16 protein-coding genes are annotated in these 23,940 nt (G+C 40.8%); 5 read left to right on the plus strand and 11 right to left on the minus strand.

Annotated elements, in window-relative coordinates; genetic code table 11:
• Nucleotides 1-41 precede the first annotated feature (41 nt).
• From CSV70_RS08435 to CSV70_RS08475, 9 genes are all read right to left on the minus strand, one after another.
• Nucleotides 42-1,679, minus strand: a complete 1,638-nt coding sequence (locus CSV70_RS08435) for a thiamine pyrophosphate-binding protein (RefSeq protein WP_099628832.1) — start codon at nt 1,677-1,679, stop codon at nt 42-44.
• Complete coding sequence (locus CSV70_RS08440; protein WP_099627200.1) at nt 1,676-4,435, minus strand: bifunctional diguanylate cyclase/phosphodiesterase; 2,760 nt, start codon at nt 4,433-4,435, stop codon at nt 1,676-1,678. The genes CSV70_RS08435 and CSV70_RS08440 overlap by 4 nt, the downstream gene beginning before the upstream one ends.
• Before the next feature lie 398 nt (nt 4,436-4,833).
• Nucleotides 4,834-5,631, minus strand: a complete 798-nt coding sequence (locus CSV70_RS08445) for a histidine racemase CntK family protein (protein WP_085131862.1) — start codon at nt 5,629-5,631, stop codon at nt 4,834-4,836.
• Nucleotides 5,632-5,728: 97 nt separating this feature from the next.
• Nucleotides 5,729-7,039: a Na+/H+ antiporter family protein gene (locus tag CSV70_RS08450; protein WP_085131863.1), complete on the minus strand. Its 1,311-nt coding sequence runs from the start codon at nt 7,037-7,039 to the stop codon at nt 5,729-5,731.
• Between the two features lie 147 nt (nt 7,040-7,186).
• Nucleotides 7,187-8,695, minus strand: coding sequence for a histidine ammonia-lyase (hutH, locus tag CSV70_RS08455; RefSeq protein WP_099628833.1), 1,509 nt, complete (start codon nt 8,693-8,695; stop codon nt 7,187-7,189).
• Between the two features lie 244 nt (nt 8,696-8,939).
• Nucleotides 8,940-10,211, minus strand: a complete 1,272-nt coding sequence (hutI, locus tag CSV70_RS08460; RefSeq protein WP_099628834.1) for an imidazolonepropionase — start codon at nt 10,209-10,211, stop codon at nt 8,940-8,942.
• The gene (hutU, locus tag CSV70_RS08465; protein ID WP_085131866.1) at nt 10,208-11,887 is read right to left on the minus strand and encodes a urocanate hydratase; all 1,680 of its coding nucleotides are present in this window, start codon (nt 11,885-11,887) and stop codon (nt 10,208-10,210) included. The genes hutI and hutU overlap by 4 nt, the downstream gene beginning before the upstream one ends.
• Nucleotides 11,888-12,094: 207 nt before the next feature.
• A complete protein-coding gene (locus tag CSV70_RS08470) occupies nt 12,095-13,570 on the minus strand; it encodes a helix-turn-helix domain-containing protein (protein WP_085131867.1) in 1,476 nt (491 codons plus the stop codon).
• A gap of 328 nt (nt 13,571-13,898) precedes the next feature.
• A complete protein-coding gene (locus CSV70_RS08475; RefSeq protein WP_233191781.1) occupies nt 13,899-14,612 on the minus strand; it encodes a toast rack family protein in 714 nt (237 codons plus the stop codon).
• A gap of 497 nt (nt 14,613-15,109) precedes the next feature.
• On the opposite strand from CSV70_RS08475, the gene CSV70_RS08480 reads away from it, so the two are divergent.
• The 5 genes from CSV70_RS08480 (at nt 15,110) to glpK (ending at nt 20,864) form a co-directional block, all read left to right on the plus strand.
• Nucleotides 15,110-15,745 (plus strand): 2OG-Fe(II) oxygenase, encoded by a 636-nt coding sequence (locus CSV70_RS08480; RefSeq protein ID WP_099628836.1) that lies wholly within the window; start codon nt 15,110-15,112, stop codon nt 15,743-15,745.
• 315 nt (nt 15,746-16,060) lie between these two features.
• Nucleotides 16,061-17,713, plus strand: a complete 1,653-nt coding sequence (locus CSV70_RS08485; protein ID WP_099628837.1) for a glycerol-3-phosphate dehydrogenase/oxidase — start codon at nt 16,061-16,063, stop codon at nt 17,711-17,713.
• Between the two features lie 44 nt (nt 17,714-17,757).
• A complete protein-coding gene (locus tag CSV70_RS08490) occupies nt 17,758-18,312 on the plus strand; it encodes a glycerol-3-phosphate responsive antiterminator (RefSeq protein WP_085131870.1) in 555 nt (184 codons plus the stop codon).
• 189 nt (nt 18,313-18,501) lie between these two features.
• Nucleotides 18,502-19,341: an MIP/aquaporin family protein gene (locus CSV70_RS08495; RefSeq protein WP_085131871.1), complete on the plus strand. Its 840-nt coding sequence runs from the start codon at nt 18,502-18,504 to the stop codon at nt 19,339-19,341.
• Nucleotides 19,342-19,370: 29 nt separating this feature from the next.
• Nucleotides 19,371-20,864, plus strand: coding sequence for a glycerol kinase GlpK (gene glpK, locus CSV70_RS08500; protein WP_099628838.1), 1,494 nt, complete (start codon nt 19,371-19,373; stop codon nt 20,862-20,864).
• A 966-nt stretch (nt 20,865-21,830) separates the two neighbouring features.
• On the opposite strand, the gene groL is transcribed toward glpK, so the two are convergent.
• A complete protein-coding gene (gene groL, locus CSV70_RS08510) occupies nt 21,831-23,468 on the minus strand; it encodes a chaperonin GroEL (protein WP_085131886.1) in 1,638 nt (545 codons plus the stop codon).
• A 57-nt stretch (nt 23,469-23,525) separates the two neighbouring features.
• Complete coding sequence (groES, locus tag CSV70_RS08515; protein ID WP_085131887.1) at nt 23,526-23,810, minus strand: co-chaperone GroES; 285 nt, start codon at nt 23,808-23,810, stop codon at nt 23,526-23,528.
• Nucleotides 23,811-23,940 lie beyond the last annotated feature (130 nt).

Genomic DNA, 23,940 nt, shown 5'->3' on the forward strand with positions numbered 1-23,940 from the left:
AAGCCCGAGAAGAGACTGATATAGCCTCTTCGTCGGGTTATTTACTTTCCAAAGGAAGATAGAAACTTCACGCGATCTCCCATTGGTGGTATTGTATTATCAATCAAGTAAATTTCGAGAACGGATGGCCCGTTCACGTTCATCAGCTCATCTATTACTTCTTGGGTTAGATCCTCCATTTTTTCAATTCGTTTACTCGGTATGTTCATAGCCGCAGCCATAGCTGCAATATTCACCGGTTCTTGTTCAAACGATGGATGGGACCGCTTATATTGCAACGAATGTCCATGATAGACCATTCCTAAACGTGCATTATTCATCACAACAAATACAATCGGCAACCTATGTTCTTTGGCGGTGAGGATCTCCATACCATGCATGAAGAAACAACCGTCACCCGTGACGCAAACTACTGGACGTTCAGGTTCAGCAAGCTTCGAACCAATTGCAGAACCTATACCGCTCCCCATTGCCCCAAAATGTACATTAATATCAAATGTATCGGACTCCAGCACGTTCATATCATGAATGATATATGCCATGAACTCACCTATATCGATGGTATATCTAGTATTTCGAGGAGCGTATTTTTGCAGGCGCATCAATACATTTTTCGTATTGTACTCTTCACTATCCGCTCTCCCTATTTCTTGCTTCGTAAATGCTTGATCTTTTGTCGGCAAGTTCAATGTTTTTAATTCATCTAGTAACGCGGTCAAGCTTAAATCTATATCTCCCAAAACAGCAGCATCCACTTCATATTTACGATTAAAAACGGAAGAATCGTAATCCAGTTGAATAGTGTACCGATCTTTAGTGAGATTGACGTTCCAATTATTCGTAGCCGTCTCGCCTAAACTGGAGCCTACCACCAGTAAAGCTTCACCATTACTCCCATTGATCAATGAAGAAGCGCTATCATGACCGGCAAAGCCGAAGACTCCAGCGTGAAGTGGATGGTCATCTACAATATAACCTTTTGCCTGCGGTGTTGTAATAATTGGCCACTCGAGCATCTCCGCTAACTTAAGTAACGGATCGACTGAGTTTCTAATACCTTGTCCTACAAAAATATATCCATCCTGTTTACTGGCAAGCTCTCTTGCAACAGACTGTATAATGTTTTGATCCGGAACTATCGGCGTTCTTTTTGGCGGAGCCGGTATTTCGGGAGACTCAATTGGATTGATCTGAATATCTATTGGCATGGCGATATGGACTGGCCCCGGTACACCGGAAATTGCTATTTCACAGGCCTTTGCCACTTCGCCAAGTAAATCATTAGAATCCGTTACAGTTACACTATATTTCGTCACTGATTTAAAGAGTGGTTCAGCATTCAGTTCTTGAGAGGCATTTAAACCGACAGTATCGACAGGCACTGCGCCCGTCAAAAATAATACAGGAACATGTTCTCGCATGGCATTTGCGGCACCTGTTAGTAGATTGGTACCGCCAGGCCCGCTACATCCAATACACACACTCATAGAAGCCGTGTATTTAGCATAAGCAACTGCCATATAGGAAGCCGCACCTTCATGTTTTGTCACAATCGGTGTCAGTTCAGGTATTTCATACAACTCATCAAAAAACGCATTGACAGAACCTGCTGGGATACCAAAAACATGTTGTACTCCGCTAGCCATTAAATATTCCAATACTCCTCGAACAGCTTTCATAAAACCCCTCCTCTAGTAGCTAGATATGTGCTTTCGAATTCACTTGCTTTCAACGGCATATTGAAGTAATACCCTTGCATGATGTAACATTCTCTTGAGGCTAAAAATTCCGCTTGTTCTAGTGTTTCGACACCTTCAGCAACCACATCCAATCCCAGATTTTTTGCTAACGTGATAATCGTATTCGCAATGGCGGAATTGTCGTTATTGCTTTCCAATTCCTGAATAAATGATTTATCTATTTTCAAGGCATTGATCGGCAAGTTTTTTAAATAGCCCAAGGAGGAATAGCCTGTACCAAAGTCATCAATAGACATCTTGATTCCGATCGCCTGTAACTCTTTCATCGTCTGGATAGTCAACTCTGTATTTTTAATAATTTGGTTCTCTGTAATTTCAAGACATAAAAGCTCTGGTGATACTCCTTCTTCGTCTACTATATCTTTTACTGTTTGGAATAAATTATTTTGTTCAAACTGGCGAGCCGATAGATTTACGGATACTACTATCGGTGGATATCCTTTGGCTTGCCACTTCTTCATTTGGTTACACGCACTTCTGATAACCCACTCTCCGATAGGAACAATTAGCCCCGTCTCTTCCGCCAGTGCGATAAACTTATCCGGTGTAATTAATCCTTCTGTCGAGTGATTCCATCTCAATAACACTTCAGTACCGATGACAGTACGTGTACTATAATCAATTTGAGGTTGAAAATAAATTTCCAACTCCTCACGATCGAGTGCTTTATATAACGCATTTTCAAACTTCACATTTTCAAACGTTCTGATATCCATCGCTACTTGATAAAAATGATAGCTGCTGCCGGATACGGTTTTGGATTGATACATGGCGATATCAGCATTTTTAATCAATAACTCCACTGTCTGTCCATCTTGGGGAAATACACTAATTCCCATACTGCTATGAATATGCATTTCATGTCCTTTTAGATTGAACGGCTTGTTGAATTGATCCACAATCTTTTCCGCTACTTCAACAACTTCTGCTTCAGATCGAATAGAAGGCAAGTAGATAATGAATTCATCACCGCCTTGACGCGAAGCCGTGGCACCCTCAGGAAGACATGCACATATACGTTTTGCTACATGTGCCAATAAAATATCACCATAGCTATGCCCTAATAAGTCATTGACTGATTTAAAACGATCCAAGTCCATGAACAGTACCGCTGCTTTTTCTTCATGAATACGGGCAAAGCTCAATCCTTGTTCCATGCGATCTTTTAAAAGCACTCGGTTGGGAAGATTGGTCAAGCTATCATAATACGCATGGTACCTGATTTCTTTCTCCATCTTCTTTCTTTCGGAGATATCTTTAAATGTAACGACATCCCCAACGACTCTATCCCTTTCTTTGATGGAAGATCTAACATATTCTACAGGAAAACTGGACTGATCTTGTCTAAAGAATGTAACATCCTCTTTATTTGTATTGTTTTCATTGTAAATAATACTGACAGGTTTGCCTATTAACTCATTTTTAATCTTATAACCTAGCATCATGGCTGCCGCTGGATTACAAAACGTAATGACACCTTGTAAATCTAATCCGAATATCCCTTCACCTGCCGAATGGAGAATCAGTTCTTTCTCCCGGCTAAGACGCTGTAATTCTTTCATCGCTGATTCAAGTTCATTGTTTTTTTCCGTTATCTCCGCAGTACGTTGTTCTATGATCAACTCTTGTTTTTCCATATTCAATAAGTTCAATAAAGTGGAAGCCGTTGTATCGACAATAGATTGCGTCAGTTGTTGACTGGTCTGGGAGTAATTCGGATTTTTTTGTTGAAGGTCTGCAATGACTACTAAACCTAATACTTTCCCCATAGATACAAGAGGAAGAATAAACATCGATTGAATACCAAAGTATCGACATACTTCATGGTTCACTCGATCGTCCGCAAAGACATCAGGAATGAATTCCGCTTTTCTAGATGCAATTACTTCCTGAAACACTTTATCATTTTCATCATCAAATTTTATCTCGTCATGAGATTTAACCCATGCTTCTGGCGACCAATCACTAGTATGATTAATTGTTGTAGGCTTAATCTTCATATGCACCAACGGATCGATTAGATGTACACCTATGTCATTGTTTCCAAGCACTCTTTCTATATAAAGAAAACAAGTATCCAAGGCTTCCTGCATCGTAGAACACAGTGATAAATCCCGTGTTATATCCAATAACAATTGCTTTTCCTGAATCAATTCTTCTTTACTTGTCAGCAGCTTGGCATTTTGAATTGCAACAGCTGCCATATTGACGTAGGACTGGACGGTTTGAATTTCAAGTTCTGTTAAATTCATCGGTATTCCATAATCGAACAAGAAAACGAGTCCGAATAATTCCATTTCACCAGTAATAGGCAAAACCAAGAGAGATTTTATCTTAAATCCTTCAACTGCCCTTTGATCAGGTCGAAAGTCTTTAGATGTATCCGGTATATAGATTGTTCTTCTTGTTTCAATTACTTCTTTCGCCAGTAAATCGAAGTCGGTATCAATTGTATGCATATCGAGTGTCATGCCATTGATCACTTCAGGCTTTCCTACGAAGCCCCTGAATGATCCATCTTGTTGCGGCAAGTAAATTCCGACCGAGTCACATTGAACAATCTCCTCTGATATAGCGGTGATCACGTGATTTAACACTTCTCGTAACTCTAGCTTTGTATTTATTAACTTTGTTATATTCGCTAGACGAAGATATCTTGTTTGATCTTTCACTATTCATACCTCCTATCCTATCCAATGTATCGATAGATAACATCTTACTATGTCATTCGACAAATTATTTGAAATAGCCTTTTACTAGATGTTACAGCTATATTAAATATATAACGAATAGGAAGATATTGTATAAGCAAATAGTACCATTCATAAATCTAGTGGTAAAATCCCCCTGACGGTAGAGTGTTTGTCAGCAGGATATAAAGCCCTTCCCTTCTATACCACTACTGCCTTTTTCTACAGCTAACTCAATTCCGTTTTTTTCGCCTTCGACCACTTGTGGGACAAGTGGTTTGGATTATGCAATCCATTCAGAAAGCATTTTACCTACACATATTTAAGAAATATAAAAGCACCAACCTCCATTTTGAAGTTGATGCTCTTACATATATATTGGTTTACATATCTAAATACACAAATCCTTCAGATGTAAAACGTACATCTGTAGAAATATAGTTTTTACCGCCTGTTTCTACATATACAATCCCGCCTGGCTGGTGAATTTGCAAAGTCTGATTTTGACTTCCCTTTGATAAATGAACACCCAAGGCTAGAGATCCTGAACCGCAAGCCTGCTCGAAAAATCTGCTCCCGGTTTCCGTTACATAAACAAAAGGCCATATTTCATACTCGCCTTCTTTCAACTGCTTGTAAGGTATAATCCCGATTGCTTTATCTTCAATCTTATCGGTGACTGCTTCAATCAATTGATTAAACTGATCTTCAGTTGGCCAATAGTCCGTTATGAAATGAGTGATTCCATCCAATTTCACGACATTTCCTGTAATACTCCGGCCATTCAAATCAATTACTATCTCATTCGTTGATAATGGTGGCGGCATTTCAGCTCTGGCGACAAAATGAGTGGGTGACTTTACATCCACTTCGCACTCAAGCGGAAAATCCGAACCTGATGTCTCTAACAAAAATGTCCGATCTTTAGTGAGCCCTTTATATGAACAGTATGCAGCAGCACTTAACAAAGCATTACCGCAAAATTCTCCACCCGACATTTCCAACCTTAGTACAGCATCTTCAGTTTGTGGTTGCACTAAAAAACCCGCTTGTTCTGCATGCAGATGTTCATCGTCCATAATTTTACTGGCGATCTTCGCATAATGTGCAGGTGATACATAGTTCGTTATAAAAACGGTAGTGTTTTTTGAAGGGCTGGCCTTTACAAAATCCAATTTCATCTTTATTTCTCCTCCCTTTCCACTCGTTGATTACTTCGAAATACGTGATGCGGTGTGTTGAAAACACACCGCATCACGTAATGTTTGCATGATTTGTTTATAGTACCATGGCCGCAACGACACCAAAGATGAGAAGCGGGATATTATAATGTAAAAATGTTGGTACACACGTATCCCAAATATGATGGTGCTTTCCGTCCGCATTTAACCCAGCTGTCGGCCCTAGCGTACTATCAGATGCCGGTGACCCTGCATCACCAAGCGCGCCTGCAGTCCCAATTAAGGAAGCCGTTGCCATTGGTGAGAAACCAACTGCTATACAGATTGGCACGAACAAAGCTGCAATAATTGGAATGGTCCCAAATGATGAACCGATACCCATTGTAATTAATAATCCGATCAATAACATGACGGATGCAATAATCAGTTTGTTGTCACCTAAAATTGCTGTAGCTGATTCTACTAAATCATTGACAGCACCTGTCTCTTTTAAAATAGTTGCATAACCGGAAGCAATTAACATAACAAATGCAATCATACCCATCATGCTAATCCCTTCATTAACAACTCTTTCTCCTTCATTAAAGGGAACGACTGTGAATATATACATTAACGCAATACCTGTAAGAGCTCCTAGTACAAGTGAACCCGTAGCTAGTTGCACGATCAATGCGCCGATAATGGCTCCAATAGTGAGGACGTGACGTAAGTTGAATTTCAGTTCGACTTCTTCAGGTATTTCTTCCGCAACAATAACTCCCATGTCGCTATGCGGAAGTTCTCTTGGCTTGCGGTATGAGATGAAAACGGCAATCAGTAAACCTATAATCATGCCCATTCCAGGTATTAGCATGGAATAAGTGACTGATAAAAGAGGGATCTCCATACCACTTGCTTTCATTTCTTCTGCAATGATTCCGTGGAATATTAATCCAAACCCAGCCGGAATCATAATGTAAGGCGCTTTTAATCCAAATGTCAACGCACAAGCGACACCTCGACGGTCAATCTTCATCTTATCAAATAAATGAAGCAAAGGTGGAATTAAAATCGGAATAAATGCTATGTGGATAGGAACCACGTTTTGTGAGAAACAAGCAACTCCTGCAATGGTTAGCAATAAAATTGACCGTTTCCCTCTTAAAACTTTCATCAATCTCTTGACGAGAAAGCCTGTAATTCCTGAAAAACTAATCATAACGGCGAACATTCCGAGCAAAATATAACTTAATGCGGTGTTTGCTTGTCCACCCATTCCAGAGACGAGCATTGTTGTTGCTTCCGTCAGTGACAGACCTTCCATTAACCCAGCCACACCCGCCGCGATAATAATGGCAAACATTACGTTAACCCGCAGAAGACTCAACACAGACATGACGATAACTGAAATCACTACCGTACTAAACATAGATTCACCTCTTCTTTTTAAACTAAAATGAAAATTCAAATATTCAGTTATTCACGGGCGGAGAGGAAGGTAACTCTCCCTCTTAATTCCACTAGTACTGATGAAAATAGATTCAACCATTGTAACAAATTCCATCTTACATTCTATTTATTTGTTTGTGTATGCATCGAAATGAAAATCGCTATTTTTCAACCATTCACTCATTGCTTCAATATCTTTCGAAAATACGCGGTCTTCTTCAATATATGACACGATACTTCTTCCGTTTTCTAGAAACTCTCTTGTGGATGTGGACATCTTTTCTTTTCCACGAATCTCGGCTGCCTGCATACTACAAATTGCTTCTATTGCCAGCACACGACGTGTATTTTTAATTACTTCATATGCATGACGAGATCCAATTGTGCCCATACTAACATGGTCTTCTTGATTCGCTGATGAAGGAATGGAATCGACGCTTGCTGGATGGGCAAATGTTTTATTCTCAGAAACAAGGGATGCCGCAACATATTGCATAATCATGGCACCAGATTGTAACCCTGGCTCAGGACTTAAAAATGGTGGCAAATCATTTAATTGAGGATTTACTAAGCGCTCAATTCGACGTTCTGAGATATTTGCCAATTCTGCTATTGCAATTGCCAAGAAATCCATAGCAAAAGCAATTGGCTGTCCATGGAAGTTTCCACCTGATAATACTTTTTCACCATTATCAAAAATGAGCGGATTATCTGTAGCCGCATTCATCTCAATCAGCAATTTCTCTTTTACATAATTCATAGTCTGCCACGTTGCGCCATGAACTTGAGGAATACATCTGATCGAATACGCATCTTGCACACGTATTTCTCCTTGCTTTGTCGTTAACTCACTGTCAACTAAAATATTCCGAATTCGTTCTGCTACTTCGACCTGCTCTTTGTAACCACGTGCAAGGTGGATATCTTCGTCAAACGCATCAATGATTCCGCGTAAACCTTCAATTGTCATGGAAGCAATGCGTTCTGTCTGATGGGCCAATTTTTCAGCTTCCAAATACGCAACGACTCCCATTGCAGTCATTGCCTGCGTGCCGTTAATAAGAGCTAGACCTTCTTTTGCCGTTAATACAATCGGCGTAATTCCCTCTTTCGTTAAAGCTTCCTTCGCAGGCATTCTTTCCCCTTTATAAAACACTTCTCCTTCTCCGATTAAAACTAGCGCCAAGTGCGATAGCGGAGCCAAGTCACCACTTGCACCAAGAGATCCTTGCTGTGGAATGACGGGATGAATATGCGCATTTACTAAATCGAGCAATCTCTCAATTACGACTGGACGCACTCCTGAAAAACCTTTCAATAACGCGTTGGCACGAAGAAGAATCATCGCCCGTGAAACGATTTCCGGAAATGCTTCCCCGACACCACATGCATGGGAACGGATTAAATTTAACTGCAGTGATTCTACATGGTCTTTATCTATAAGCACATCACTGAATTTACCGAACCCTGTTGTAATACCATATACAATTCTTTCTTCATCTACGATTCTTTCTACTGCTTTTCGGCTTTCTTGAACCTTTTTCATGCTTTCTTCTGAGTATTTTACGTGGTCACCATCGTAAAGTACGCTATGCACCTCTGTAAAATTAAGCGTTTGTCCATTTAATACGACCATCTTTTTTCTCTCCCTTCAATTCCGTTGCTCAAGTAACGTCACAATAAAAAAATCTATATGACAGAACTTGAATACGCTTACAAATAATAGGATCTATTCACTGAATCCTCACACCATTTTTAGTACTATGTGAAACTTTCAAGTGCCTGAGTGAATACTCAGGCACTCAGTCAAATGTGTAGTCCGAGTTTGTTATATTGCGTACATAATTTTTACGAATCCTTTACTTACTACTCGTATCGCTTTAGTTTGATGCGTTACCAACGACCTGCACGCCTTTTTTCCAAACCGACTGGACGTGGTTAACGCCGAATAAGTATTGGAGTTCTTGATAATTTTTTGCGTCCCATACTACCACATCACCTTGCTTACCTACTTCTAATGAACCTACTTTGTCCTCGCTCTTAATCGCGCAGGCTGCGTTATATGTCGCAGCTGTCAAAGCTTCTGCTGGTGTTAAACGCATGGAGATGCAAGCTAAGTTCATCACGAGTGGCATCGATGTCGTGGGGGAAGACCCCGGGTTACAGTCCGTCGAGATGGCCACAGGCACTCCTTCGTCGATCATTCGTCTTCCAGCAGCGGCTTCTTCACGTAAATAAAGTGCTGTCGCCGGCAGAAGACAAGCAATTGTACCCGATTTTGCCATTGCTTGTATACCTTCTTCAGATGCTTTTAACAAGTGCTCAGCTGAAATGGCACCTACTTTAGCTGCAAGTTCTGCACCGCCATAGGACTCAATCTCATCTGCGTGGATTTTCGGAATCAAGCCCACTTTCTTTCCGGCCTCCAGCATTCTCTCGGATTGCTCCGGTGTGAATACACCTTTTTCACAGAATACATCATTGAATACTGCTAGTTCTTCTTCTACCACTATCGGTAATACTGTTTCGATTAAATAATCAATGAACTCATCTTCTCGGCCTTTATAATCAAGAGGAACAGCGTGCGCCCCCATGAATGTCGGAACTAAGTCAATCGGATGGGTTTCTTGAAGTTTTTTCATCACACGAAGTTGTTTTAATTCCGTTTCTAGATTCATTCCATAACCACTTTTTCCTTCTACTGTAGTTACTCCATGAGCTAGAAACGAGTCAAGTCGGCGCGTTGTTTGCTCGATCAACTCTTCCTCTGAAGCTTCTCTTGTCATTCGAGTCGTTGCATGAATACCGCCACCGGCATTCATAATGTCCATGTAGGTGGCGCCTTGCAGACGCATTTCAAATTCGTGCTCCCGACTCCCTCCATACACCACATGTGTATGAGGGTCCACTAAACCTGGAGTCACTAGCTTTCCAGACGCGTCTACAATTACTGCATCTTGCGCTCTTTCACCATACGTACCTTCAAGCTCTTTTGTTGTTCCTACAGCTTGAATGATGCCGTCTTCAATCCATACACTACCGTCTTCAATAATCCCAAGATCCGACATATCTTTTTTCGCGCGTGGACCATGCTTCCCCGAGGCCAACGTGGCCAACTGGGAAGCGTATTTAATCCAAACTATATTTTTCATTTTATATCATTTCCTTTTTTCAGCATTGGAATATTAACGCCTTTTTCTAATGCTGTCTTTTCAGCAATTTCATATCCTGCATCCACATGACGTACGATTCCCATACCAGGATCCGTAGTTAACACACGCTCGATACGAGCAGCCGCTTCATCTGTTCCATCTGCAACAATGACAATTCCCGAGTGAACAGAATAACCCATTCCGACTCCACCACCGTGATGTAGCGATACCCACGTTGCCCCACCGACCGCGTTGATCATCGCATTTAAAATAGGCCAATCCGCCACAACGTCCGATCCGTCTTTCATCGCTTCCGTTTCACGGTTTGGTGAAGCAACCGAACCTGAATCCAAGTGATCACGGCCAATGACGATTGGAGCGCTTAACTCGCCACTTGCTACCATGTCATTAATGATTTTTCCGAAACGCGCACGTTCACCGTAACCGAACCAGCAAATGCGGGCAGGCAATCCTTGGAATTCAATTTTTTCTTTCGCCATGCGAATCCAGTTACATAAATGTTCGTTATAGCTAAATTCTTTCAAAATCACTTCATCCAATTTATAAATGTCTTCCGGATCTCCCGATAATGCTACCCAACGGAATGGGCCTTTTCCTTCACAAAATTGGGGACGGATATATGCAGGAACAAATCCTGGGAAATCAAATGCATTTCCGATACCTTCGTCTTTTGCCACTTGACGAATATTGTTTCCATAATCAAATGTGATAGAACCTTTATTCATCAAGTCAAGCATTGCTTGCACATGTTTCGCCATAGATGCTTTGGATAATTGTACATATTTTTCCGGATCGCTTGAACGAAGCAAATCAGCGTCTACCATAGACATGCCAGACGGGACATATCCATTCAACGGATCATGTGCTGATGTTTGGTCAGTCAGTATATCCGGAATGAAGTTACGTGCAATCATTTCCGGTAAAATGTCAGATGCGTTACCTAACAATCCGATCGATAATGCTTTTCCATCTTTTTTCGCTTCTTCTGCAAGACGGATCGCTTCATCTAATGAATCCGTTTTCAAATCTGTGTAGCGTGTTTCGATTCGACGGTCGATACGCGTCTCATCCACTTCAATTGCGATACATACGCCACCAGCCATAGTCACTGCAAGCGGTTGCGCTCCACCCATTCCGCCAAGGCCTGCTGTTACGGTAATCGTTCCTTGCAAATTGCTATTATAATGCTTTTTGCCAAGTTCTACGAATGTTTCATATGTTCCTTGTACGATTCCTTGTGAACCGATATAGATCCAACTTCCAGCAGTCATCTGACCGTACATCATGAGGCCTTTTTTATCGAGTTCATGGAAAGTATCCCAATTGGCATATGCCGGGACAATATTTGAATTTGCTATTAGAACACGCGGCGCATCCGCATGTGATTTAAATATGGCAACGGGTTTACCCGACTGGACAAGTAATGTTTCATCGTTTTCAAGCTCTTTTAGCGATTTTACAATCGCGTCAAAACTTTCCCAGTTACGAGCCGCTTTTCCGATTCCACCATAGACTACAAGATTCTCCGGGTGTTCAGCCACTTCTGGATCCAAGTTATTCATCAACATTCGAAGTGCAGCTTCTTGAAGCCACCCTTTCGTATTTAACTCAGACCCTCTATATCGAATTACCTTTTCGTCAGCAATTGTTTTCATGAATAAACAACCTCCTTTTTTTCTATACTTTTAGTATACATAAAAGATTCTGTTTATTATTTACTAATTATTGATAATTTTATAATCTGTGCACTATTTCAATTTTTATCGTCTTCAAATTTTATAATATATTTCATTTTATCTTTATATATCAATTAATATGTCGAATCTTGACTAAAAAAAGAACCATACATATGTACAGTTCTTTCATACATTCGATTGAAAAGAAGAAGGAGTCCTGCCTTCAAGTTGTTTAAATTTCATAGTGAAATAGCTTTGGTTGGAGTAACCTGTCAATCCCGATATTTCTTCCAACGACAAATTCGTTTCCTTCAATAAACGTTTGGCTTCGCGAACCCTTACCTGATGTAGTGCGTCTCTAAAAAACTGTCCGGATTCAGCGGAGAATCGCCGGCTGAGAGTACTTTTATTCAGCCTAAGTGTATCCGCACAATCCGATAAATTCCACTGCGAGTTCCAATAATTCGATTCCATCAACGTCTTTACTCTTTCTACAAGGGAACGTTCTTCTGTTTGCAAGTGCACATCTCCATCTCCATATGAAAGAAGCCTAGTAATAAAGGCAAGCAACTCCTGCACGATCTCATGTATAACAGGTTTCTTGATAATCTGTTGAAATACTGCATGATAACAATCTTCCCACTCCATCGTTTGAATATTATATGACTTCATATATCGGCGTACTTGTGCCAGTACACTAGTCAGGCGGATGCGAACCATTTCAGGGTCTGGATAGGGTTCTCCATACGTGAAAAACTCTTGCTCCAGCCATTTCCGTATTTCTTTTGCGTCCCGTTTTTCAAGCATTTCAATCCATTGCCTTTGCTCCAATGGCGTAAGGAACGGATCCAGATCAGACCAGTCTGTATATTGACTATTTGATAGAATGATATCATAACCATCAAAGAATACTTTTTCTTTTAATTGCTTTGTCTGTGCATACGTTTCTTTTAGCGTTTGAAACGACGGTGGGTCATTGATGACAATTGCAAGTGACTCTCCCTTGTCACCTTTCCACCAAGCAAGAAATGCATGGTACTCTTCATGGAACAACTTCTTTTCTCCCTCATACTGCACACATAACACACAATCCGCCAGCGCAAATAATTGTTGTTCCACTGTGAATGGAAATTGATGCAACTCATCGTATAAACGCGGTAAGCTATTTAAATCAGGTGTTGATATGGCAATCATCGTAATTGGTTGGGTTGTCATCCTGTCCGTTAGAAAAAGATCCGAGTAGTCAATCATCATGGACTGATCTTCATTATAGAGGTCATTACTATAACGATGTCTTTCACTTCTTACCAGATAGCGAATTTGTTGAATATGTTTCACTAAGTCATCCGGTGAAAAGGGACGGAATAAGACATCTTCCGCTCGATAACGAAGTCCACGGTAAGCGGTTTGAAAAATGCGCTCCGATGAAATACCCAACCAGCGCACATGACTTTTTCTAAGCAACTCCCCAAAACTATCATCTTGTTGCACCCATGTGTCCATATCCAATAAAAGCAAATCAGGAAACTCGTCTATACCCTCTTTCACAAACTCTTCGATGGAATCCCATCTGTATAGTTCCATTCCGGTCATTTGAGATTCAACAAGCCAACGAATTCCTTCTGCTTCTAAATGATCCTTAGCCACTAAATGAATCTTCACTGCCTGTCCCTCCTTTTATTATTGCCACAGTTCCGGCTCTGTTTTTCTCCAACCTCTATACACTCACAAAATAGTCTGGTACGAAAGAACAGTTGACGTTTGCGAAGTTTGCTCCATTCAAAGTGATCTAGGAGGAAAACATAAGACATAGAAACACCATAGCCTATACAGCTGCTATGGTGTTTCTTGTTATTACAGCTTATCGTTTTATGTGTTTCTAATACTTGAAAAGCGTAGTGCAAGTGCTAGGATCATTGCAAAATACTAACTTTTTCACGGTACATAATCATGCATTATTTTTACTCGATCACACTTCGGAGAAAGGCATCTATTCTACAAGCAAGAATTCAACTCCGCCAACACCCACATCAACTTTGAGATGAATAGTAGTATCCGTTTTCCCGTATGCTTCATTTACATAGACACCTTTGCCCTTAGAAATGAAACCTTTCGTCCCTACGCTTCCGATTCCCTTGGAAACAGACAATTTAACTCCTGTCTCTTGAGGTAAACGAATTTTCGCATCGCCCACCCCAAGTTCAAATTCAGCATCAAAGCTTTCCTGCCAATCACCAGACAAATTGATCGTCGTGTCACCCACTCCTGCATCGACTGACAACTGACTGAGTTGAATTCCAGACAAGTTCAGTTCTGCATCGGAGACACCCATTTCGACATCAAGATTAACGGGGATTTCATTAGTCAGTTGAACGTTCCAGTTGTTTCTTTTATTGCCCAATGCAGAAAGTCCTTTCATGTTCTGCTCTATCTCAACATAACCAATATCTCTTTTATTTTTATACATAACGGATGGGAGCCACTTCTTTACGTTAGTATCAATGTCACCGTCCACCCAGTTCGTTGCACCGCCCTCAATCAAAAGATCGCCCGCACCAAAATCGATATCGACTTCCAGTGATTTCGCGTCGTCCTTTTCAATGGCCAATGCTCCGGAGACTCGGTCTGTTTTCATCCAGCCATACACCCAAAAACCTACCATCCCCAACAATATTACACCTATTACTATCAGTATTTTCCGCATATTCACACCCCTTTACTATATCATAAGCGAAACTCACTTAAATGGAGTCCATCAAATGACTGAACTATATGTAAGACTAAGGACTGAGCGGTTCAATATATGAAGACCCTTTACGGCTTATGCCATTTTATAAAAATAAAGCTCGCCATCGTCCTTATCTGGCCGATTGGAAATCAGTATGGAAGTAGAGAAGTTCAAACACCATGCTGTTAGACTACTATAGCTAAAATTTCTTTTAATTAATACTTCATTCGCAAATCTCCTACCTATTCAGGTATTTTGGCAAAAGAAAGTAGATTGTAAAAAACAGTTATATATCACTACCTTTTTGACTATATTCAGAATATACGTCAGTTAATCCTACATGCTAAAATATAGTGAATCCAATTCCAAAGAGGATGTGTGAAACTCAAGAGAAGTCCGATATTGGCTGTATACTCATCACGTTACACTGTATTTGATTTATAGAAATCAAACTAGTAAAGAGGTGTTCGAAGTTGATAACAGAAAATAGAGAACAAACGATATTTAATCATATAGGAAAGAAAATTGTAACGGACCGTGACATCGAAATTATTGCAAAAGTGGAGGATCCATTAGTCGTCGTTTTAGGCAATATGTTGAGTGACGAAGAATGTGACGAACTGATCAGGCTGTCGACTGACAAGTTAAAACGATCCAAAATCGGCATGGTTCATGCGGAAAACGAAATTAGAACAAGTAGTAGTATGTTTATTGAAGAACAGGACAACCAGATGGTTATGAGAATCGAAAAACGGATTGAAGCGGTTATGAACATCCCTATCGAACACGGCGAAAGACTACAGATTCTTCACTATCTGCCAGGTCAGCAATATAAAGCACACCATGATTTCTTCTCGGCAGCGAGCAATGTCTCCAACAATCGAATCAGCACACTTGTCATGTACTTGAACGATGTCGAACAAGGTGGCGAAACGTTTTTCCCTCATCTGAAACTGTCCGTCACACCCAAAAAAGGAATGGCCATTTATTTCGAGTATTTTTATAACGATTCCCTGTTGAACGACTTGACGCTGCATGGCGGAGCACCGGTGGAAATCGGAGAGAAATATGTAGCAACGCAGTGGATGAGGAAGCAAAGAGTACGATGAGAGACTTGGAGCAATACTACCGGCCAGTGCTCATGCGATGAAATTTCACCACCATCTCCATTAAAAGGCACTATGTGTTAGCTATTCGGGCTAGTTTAGCTTAATAACGCCATCATGTATGCACATTAAGTACTCATTTTTTATTTATTTTAGACTCGGAATTTAATGAGTTGAATTTCATGACAGCTGTGTTATTATAGGAATTAAGTTAATAGTCCGGGTTTGAGTTACTGAGAAGACCTCAAGAAGTGATTGCGATAAAAAGCAATCACTATCTTGGGGTCTTTTTGTTCTCTTATCCACTATAAAAGGGAGATGAAGGAATTGACAACATTTTCATCAATGGATCGACATAAGATTGCGAACACGTTACGTACCGAGAACTTTGACGTTTTAATTATAGGTGGTGGAATTACCGGTGCTGGTATCGCATTGGATGCTGCAGCAAGAGGGATGAAAACTGCACTTATTGAAATGCAGGATTTTGCTTCAGGCACATCTAGTCGTTCAACAAAACTAGTACATGGTGGTTTGCGTTATTTGAAGCAATTTGAAATAAAAGAAGTGGCCCAATTGGGCAAAGAACGCGCGATTGTCTACGAAAATGGTCCACATGTTACAACACCTGAATGGATGCTACTACCGTTTCATAAAGGAGGTACATTCGGTCCTACATCTACGGCGCTTGGATTAAAAGTATACGACTTTCTAGCTGGTGTTAAGCGCAGTGAACGAAGAAAAATGCTGAATCTTGAACAAACTATCCAACGAGCTCCACTTATTAAAAGAGAAGGTCTCCAAGGTAGTGGTTATTATGTAGAATATCGCACGGACGATGCTCGCCTCACGATTGAAGTGGCTAAATCTGCTGCTGAAAAAGGTGCAACTTTATTAAATTATGCAAAAGCAGAAGGTTTCATCTACAATGATACTAACCAAATAGCAGGCGTCCAAGTTCGCGACATGATCACAAACGAAATGATGACCGTTCAAGCGACAAAAGTCATCAACGCAGCAGGTCCGTGGGTAGATGAAGTAAAAGAGTTCGATGGCCACTCAAACGGTAAGAACTTAATATTGTCTAAAGGAATTCATCTTGTATTCGATCAAAGCGTATTTCCTCTACACCAAGCAATCTATTTCGATACCCCTGATCAACGTATGATTTTTGCAGTACCACGTGACGGTAAAGCATACGTTGGAACAACGGATACATTCTTTGATGGTGATCCGAAAGAAATGCAAATTACAGAAGAAGATCGCACATATATTTTAGATGCCATTCATTATATGTTCCCGGATGTATCTGTTACTGAAAAAGATGTTGAATCCAGTTGGGCAGGCGTTCGACCACTGATTCATGAAGACGGTAAAAACCCTTCTGAGATTTCCAGAAAGGATGAAATCTGGGAATCTGAACGTGGACTGATCACCATTGCGGGGGGTAAACTAACAGGATACCGCAAAATGGCGGAAACTGTAGTGAATAAGATCTCCGACTTGCTTCAACAAGAAAAAGGATTACACTTCAAACGATCTAACACGAAGAACATGCCCATCTCAGGTGGCGATGTTGGAGGCTCTGCTCATTACTCTCGTTACTTCAACCAAGCTGTCAACCGCGGCATGTTGCTCGGTTTCACAGAACAAGAAAGCCGACATTTGGCTGCACTTTATGGCTCAAACGTGGACAAAGTATTAACAATTCCTTATGATGAATCCGAATCGATGCCACGTATTCTCTATGTTAAATTACGCTATGCGATTGAACATGAGATGACTGCGAAACCGACTGACTTCTTCATTCGACGCACGGGTGATTTGTTCTTCAATATTAAAAATGTACAGGATGCAAAAGAAGACGTACTAGTTAAAATGGGCCAACTGTTGAACTGGTCTGCAGATGAACAACAACGCTATCAGTTAGAATTGGAAGACGAGTTACGAAAGTCAACATCTGTTGTGTAAATACTATAATATAAACGTATATCTATAGACGGAGGTTACTTCATATGTCTTTTCATAACCAAAAAGTGTTACCAGCTGCACGTACACTAAAACAATTTGAAAAACTCTTAGAAAGTACTTTTGAATATATCGTTCTATTAGAAGTACACATCAGCAATTTAAAAACCGTAAAACAAGAAGCAGACAAGCGAGGCAAGAAACTAATTATTCATGCCGACTTAGTGCAGGGCCTAAAAACGGATAACTTTGCAGCCGACTTTTTATGTAATGATGTTCGTCCAGCAGGTATTATTTCCACTCGATCCAATATGATTTTGAAAGCAAAGTCTAAAAATATTATCGCTATTCAGCGTATGTTTCTACTCGATACAATCGCATTAGAAAAAAGCTATTCTCTAATTGATCAAACTGCTCCAGACTTCATTGAAATGCTACCGGGTGTCATTCCGGAACTCATCGAAGAAGTGTATGAGCGCACAGGTATTCCCATTATTAACGGTGGACTCATTCGTACAAAACAACATATTGAGGACGCACTAGCAGCAGGTGCTGTAGCCGTGACAACATCCGATAACCAATTATGGGAACACTTTATTTAAATAGAGAACTTTTGCGTCATTGTTGACAGAATAAACTTGCCACTCTATACTTGGAAACAAGTTAATGTAAGTGGTTGAGTTTAGGAGTCCACAATTAAGTTCTTGCACATAGCAAGATTTAATTGGGGACTTTTTTTGCGTCGTATATGCTCAACTACCAGACTTAAATTTGGGTAGGAGGAGATATAGATGACACCCTTTACAGGTGAATTGATCGGAACCATGATATTAATACTATTTGGTGGTGGCGTAGTAGCTGGTGTAGCACTAAACAAGTCCAAAGCAAAAAGTGGAGGATGGATTGTTATTACTGTAGGATGGGGTCTTGCGGTTACACTTGGTGTGTACGCAGTGGGCCAAGCTAGTGGTGCTCATTTAAACCCTGCAGTCACAATCGGTTTCGCAACTATAGGTAATTTCCCTTGGGCGGACGTCCCTATGTATCTTTTAGCGCAGATGATTGGCGCGATCCTAGGTGCAGTAATAGTGTACTTCCACTACTTACCTCATTGGAAAGAAACAGAAGATCCAACTGCTAAACGTGATGTATTTGCTACTACACCTGCCATTTACAATCCACTGTCAAACGTAACGAGTGAAATAATCGGAACGTTCATTTTAGTACTTGGTTTACTATCTATTGGTGCCAATGAATTTACTGAAGGCCTCAACCCGTTAATCGTTGGCGCGTTGATCATCGCAATTGGCTTGTCACTAGGTGGAACAACTGGCTACGCGATCAATCCTGCACGTGATCTCGGACCGCGGATTGCCCATAGTTTCTTGCCCATTCCCGGTAAAGGTCCATCCGGATGGAAGTATGCATGGATTCCAGTAGTAGGTCCAATAGTTGGCGGTACATTCGGTGCCCTATTCTATAAACAATTTTTCCTTAATGAAAACAGCATAACATTTTGGATTGTCGGCGCATTCGTACTCGCGATTCTTCTTGCCGCACAGTTTTCAATCCGTAAAGAAGTCGCACAATCAAATCTTCAAATGCAAACAGCGAAAACAACGAATGACTAACCTACTCATACATACAGGAGGAAAAAATCATGACTAAAAAATATATTATGGCATTAGACCAAGGTACAACAAGTTCAAGAGCAATCCTATTCGATAAAAAAGGAAAGATTTTTCATACCGCACAACAAGAGTTCACTCAATATTTCCCGCAATCCGGTTGGGTCGAACACAATGCCGATGAAATTTGGAGCTCCATTTTATCAGTCATTGCCGGGGTATTGTCTGAAAAGAATATATCAGCTGAACAAATTGAAGGTATTGGAATCACGAATCAACGTGAAACAACAGTTGTTTGGGATAAGCACACAGGTAATCCTATTTATCATGCAATTGTATGGCAATCCCGCCAAACTGCAGATATTTGCGAAAGTCTCAAAGAAAGCGGTTACAATGACCTATTCAGAGACAAGACTGGACTATTGATTGACGCATATTTCTCCGGAACAAAAGTAAAATGGATTTTAGATCATGTGGAAGGCGCACGTGAAAAAGCAGAAAATGGAGATTTGCTGTTTGGAACAATTGACACATGGATTATTTGGAAGTTATCTGGAGGTGCTGCACACGTAACAGATTACTCCAATGCCTCCCGTACGTTAATGTACAATATACACGAACTACAATGGGACGAGGAGTTATTATCTATCCTAGGAGTTCCAGCGTCTATGTTGCCTAAGGTATGTCCTTCTTCTGAAATCTATACGTATGCAGATCCAGAACAATTTTTTGGTCACGCGGTTCCTATCGCAGGTATTGCAGGTGATCAACAAGCTGCACTATTCGGTCAAGCGTGTTTCGAATCTGGCATGGTGAAAAACACATATGGGACAGGTTGCTTTATGTTAATGAACACGGGAGAAAAAGCTGTAAAATCCAATCACGGTCTGTTGACGACAATCGCTTGGGGGATCGACGGTAAAGTAGAGTATGCGCTAGAAGGTAGTATCTTTGTTGCAGGTTCCGCTATTCAATGGCTACGTGATGGATTACGCATGTTCCGCAACTCCGCTGAAAGTGAACAATACGCAAAGCGTGTCTCCTCTACAGATGGAGTCTATGTCGTACCAGCTTTTGTCGGTCTCGGTACCCCCTACTGGGATAGTGATGTGCGTGGAGCCGTATTCGGTTTAACACGTGGAACGACGAAAGAGCATTTTGTACGGGCTACGTTAGAGGCTCTTGCGTACCAAACGAAAGACGTCGTTGATGCAATGGAATCGGATTCAGGTATCTCCCTAAAAACGTTACGGGTAGATGGCGGAGCAGTCAAGAACAACTTCCTTATGCAGTTCCAATCCGATTTACTAAATGTACCGGTTGAACGACCAACGATTAATGAAACAACAGCGCTCGGTGCTGCATACTTGGCTGGACTTGCTGTAGGCTTCTGGAAAGATCGTTCAGAAATTGCAGCACAATGGGCGATAGATCGACCGTTCCAACCAAATATGGAGGATTCTGAACGTGAAAAACTCTACAGCGGCTGGCAAAAAGCTGTGAAAGCGGCCACTGTATTTAAGTAATACATTAAAAGGTACCTGAGGTCGAAGCAAACGTGAATGTGTAAACATTTACGTTCGTTTCACCGAGGTACCTTTATCTATACTTGGACACTTGAAACTCCAATCCCACTACTGTCTTCAAGTATGGCTACTCATCAATAAACTCCTCTTATTTCATCAGAATATTTTATCCATTCGCAGAAATAATTATGGAAGATAGGAAAAAGGAACTGAAAATCCCCGAAAAACATCTTTGTATTACTTTGAAAAAAGCAGGCATGTCGTATCGTATGCCTGCTTCTTTTTATATGGATGATGGTTGAAGGTGCTCATCATCATTCTTTCTATACTTCAACTAAATAGGTTTCGTCGTTACCTGTCCCAATATCTATGACATTCAGATTATCTAGTAGTGAATAGTCCGCATATAAATTAGCAAAAGAGGTTTTACCTATTGATACATAATTCTTGACGATCTGATAACCTCTAATTGGATGGTCTTCGAAATGACTTTATATGATACAATCATAATGTAGAGAACGAAGAAATTCATTTCTGAAAAGGAGGACGGCATGAACCTAGCCCTTATTGCAACAATGATTATTGTTGTCATTGTTTTAGTGGTCGGACTAATTTTGACCCTATCCGTTGCTAATTCCAGTACTAATTCCAAGAATAAAAGTTACAGTAGTAAAAAAAGCTTTTCCAATTTACTGTGGATTTATGTTTTATCATTACCAGTGATTATTATATTGACTGTTACAGCTATATTTATATTTTACTAACAATTCGAAAGTGAAGTTGCGTAATATCTCTTAACTTCTCAGCGCATAGATACACTACCTTTATCTATAAGGTATCCAAGTTCTTGGATACTTACGTTCTACCCCATTTACTATATAAAACATTTACATTTCAGCAGACGCAAAAGCGCCAACTCCATAATAATGGAGTTGGCGCTTTTAAAATATATAGTGGGAAAACGACTTACATCATGCCGCCCATTCCACCCATACCGCCCATATCAGGCATTCCACCGCCGCCTGCTGGTTCTGGTAGGTCTGCAACAACAGCTTCAGTAGTCAAGAACATAGCGGCTACAGATGCTGCATTTTGTAGTGCGGAACGAGTTACTTTCGTTGGATCTACGATACCTGCTTCTACCATGTTTACCCATGTGCCTTCTGCTGCGTTAAAGCCAATGCCGACTTCTTCGCGCTTCAAGCGGTCTACTACGATAGAACCTTCAAGGCCCGCGTTCGTTGCGATTTGACGTACTGGTTCTTCAAGTGCACGAAGTACAATCTTAATACCAGTAGATACATCGCCTTCAGTATCTTCAAGTAATGCTTCTACTTGCTTGTAGACGTTAACTAGTGCAGTACCTCCACCAGATACAATTCCTTCTTCTACTGCTGCACGTGTGGAGTTCAATGCGTCTTCAATACGAAGTTTGCGCTCTTTCAACTCTGTTTCAGTTGCAGCTCCGACTTTGATAACCGCTACACCGCCAGCTAGTTTAGCTAGACGTTCTTGCAATTTCTCTTTGTCGAATTCAGAAGTTGTTTCTTCCAACTGTGAACGAATTTGGCCAACGCGTGATTCGATAGAACCTGCGTCACCGCTACCTTCTACAATTGTTGTATTATCTTTTGTTACTACGATTTTCGCAGCTCGTCCTAATGAAGTAAGGTCAGCAGATTTCAGATCAAGTCCTAGATCTTCTGTGATCACTTGACCGCCAGTTAGGATAGCGATGTCTTCAAGCATAGCTTTACGGCGATCGCCGAAGCCTGGTGCTTTAACTGCTACTGCGTTGAATGTACCGCGAAGTTTATTGACAACTAGTGTAGCTAGAGCTTCACCTTCAACGTCTTCTGCGATAATCAACAATGGTTTACCTTGCTGAACAACTTGCTCAAGCACAGGAAGAATTTCTTGGATGTTGTTGATTTTCTTATCTGTAATCAAGACATATGGATTATCAAGTACTGCTTCCATTTTGTCTGTGTCAGTTGCCATATAAGCAGATGCGTAGCCACGGTCGAATTGCATACCTTCTACCACGTCAAGTTCTGTAATGAAGCCTTTAGATTCTTCGATTGTGATGACACCATCGTTACCTACGCGCTCCATTGCTTGTGAAATCAACTCACCGACTTCTTCATCTCCAGAAGAGATAGCCGCAACTTGTGCGATTTCTTGTCTGCTTTCAATTTCATCGGAAACGCTCTGAAGGCCTTCTACTGCTGCGATTACCGCTTTTTCGATCCCTTTACGGATACCGACCGGGTTTGCGCCAGCTGTTACGTTTTTCAAGCCTTCACGAATCATGGCTTGTGCAAGGACAGTTGCTGTTGTTGTTCCATCACCTGCGATGTCATTCGTCTTGGATGCAACTTCTGCTACAAGCTTTGCGCCCATGTTTTCGAATGCATTTTCAAGCTCGATTTCTTTTGCAATCGTTACACCATCATTTGTAATAAGTGGTGAACCGAATTTGCGTTCAAGTACGACGTTACGACCTTTTGGTCCAAGTGTTACTTTTACAGCGTCTGCTAGTGTATCTACACCGCGGAGCATTGCGGAACGTGCATCTTCGTTAAATTTAAGTTCTTTAGCCATTGTATTTGATACCCTCCAGAGTTTTCTATTTTTCTACTACTTTAACTTTTAAATTAATTATCCAATAATTGCAAGAATGTCGCTTTCACGAAGGATCAAGTATTCAGTACCTTCATACTTCACTTCAGTGCCTGCGTATTTTGAGAAGATGATGCGGTCGCCTTCAGTTACTTCTAGTTCGACGCGCTGTCCGTTCTCAAGAACACGGCCTGTACCAGCAGCAATAACTTTTCCTTCTTGTGGCTTTTCTTTCGCAGAGTCCGGTAGAACAATGCCGCTTGATGTTTTTTCTTCTGCTTCGATTAATTCGATAATGATACGGTCACCTAGTGGTTTCAACAAATGAAACAACCTCCTCGAGATAATGTGTAGTTTTTAATTTTCTTAGCACTCACTTATGTCGAGTGCTAACACAACTCTTATATTAAAGAATTTCACACATAATTGCAAGTAAAAGCGTTCGACATTTTCT

It is taken from the genome of Sporosarcina sp. P25, from assembly GCF_002743235.1.
GTDB classification, from domain to species: Bacteria; Bacillota; Bacilli; order Bacillales_A; family Planococcaceae; genus Sporosarcina; species Sporosarcina ureae_B.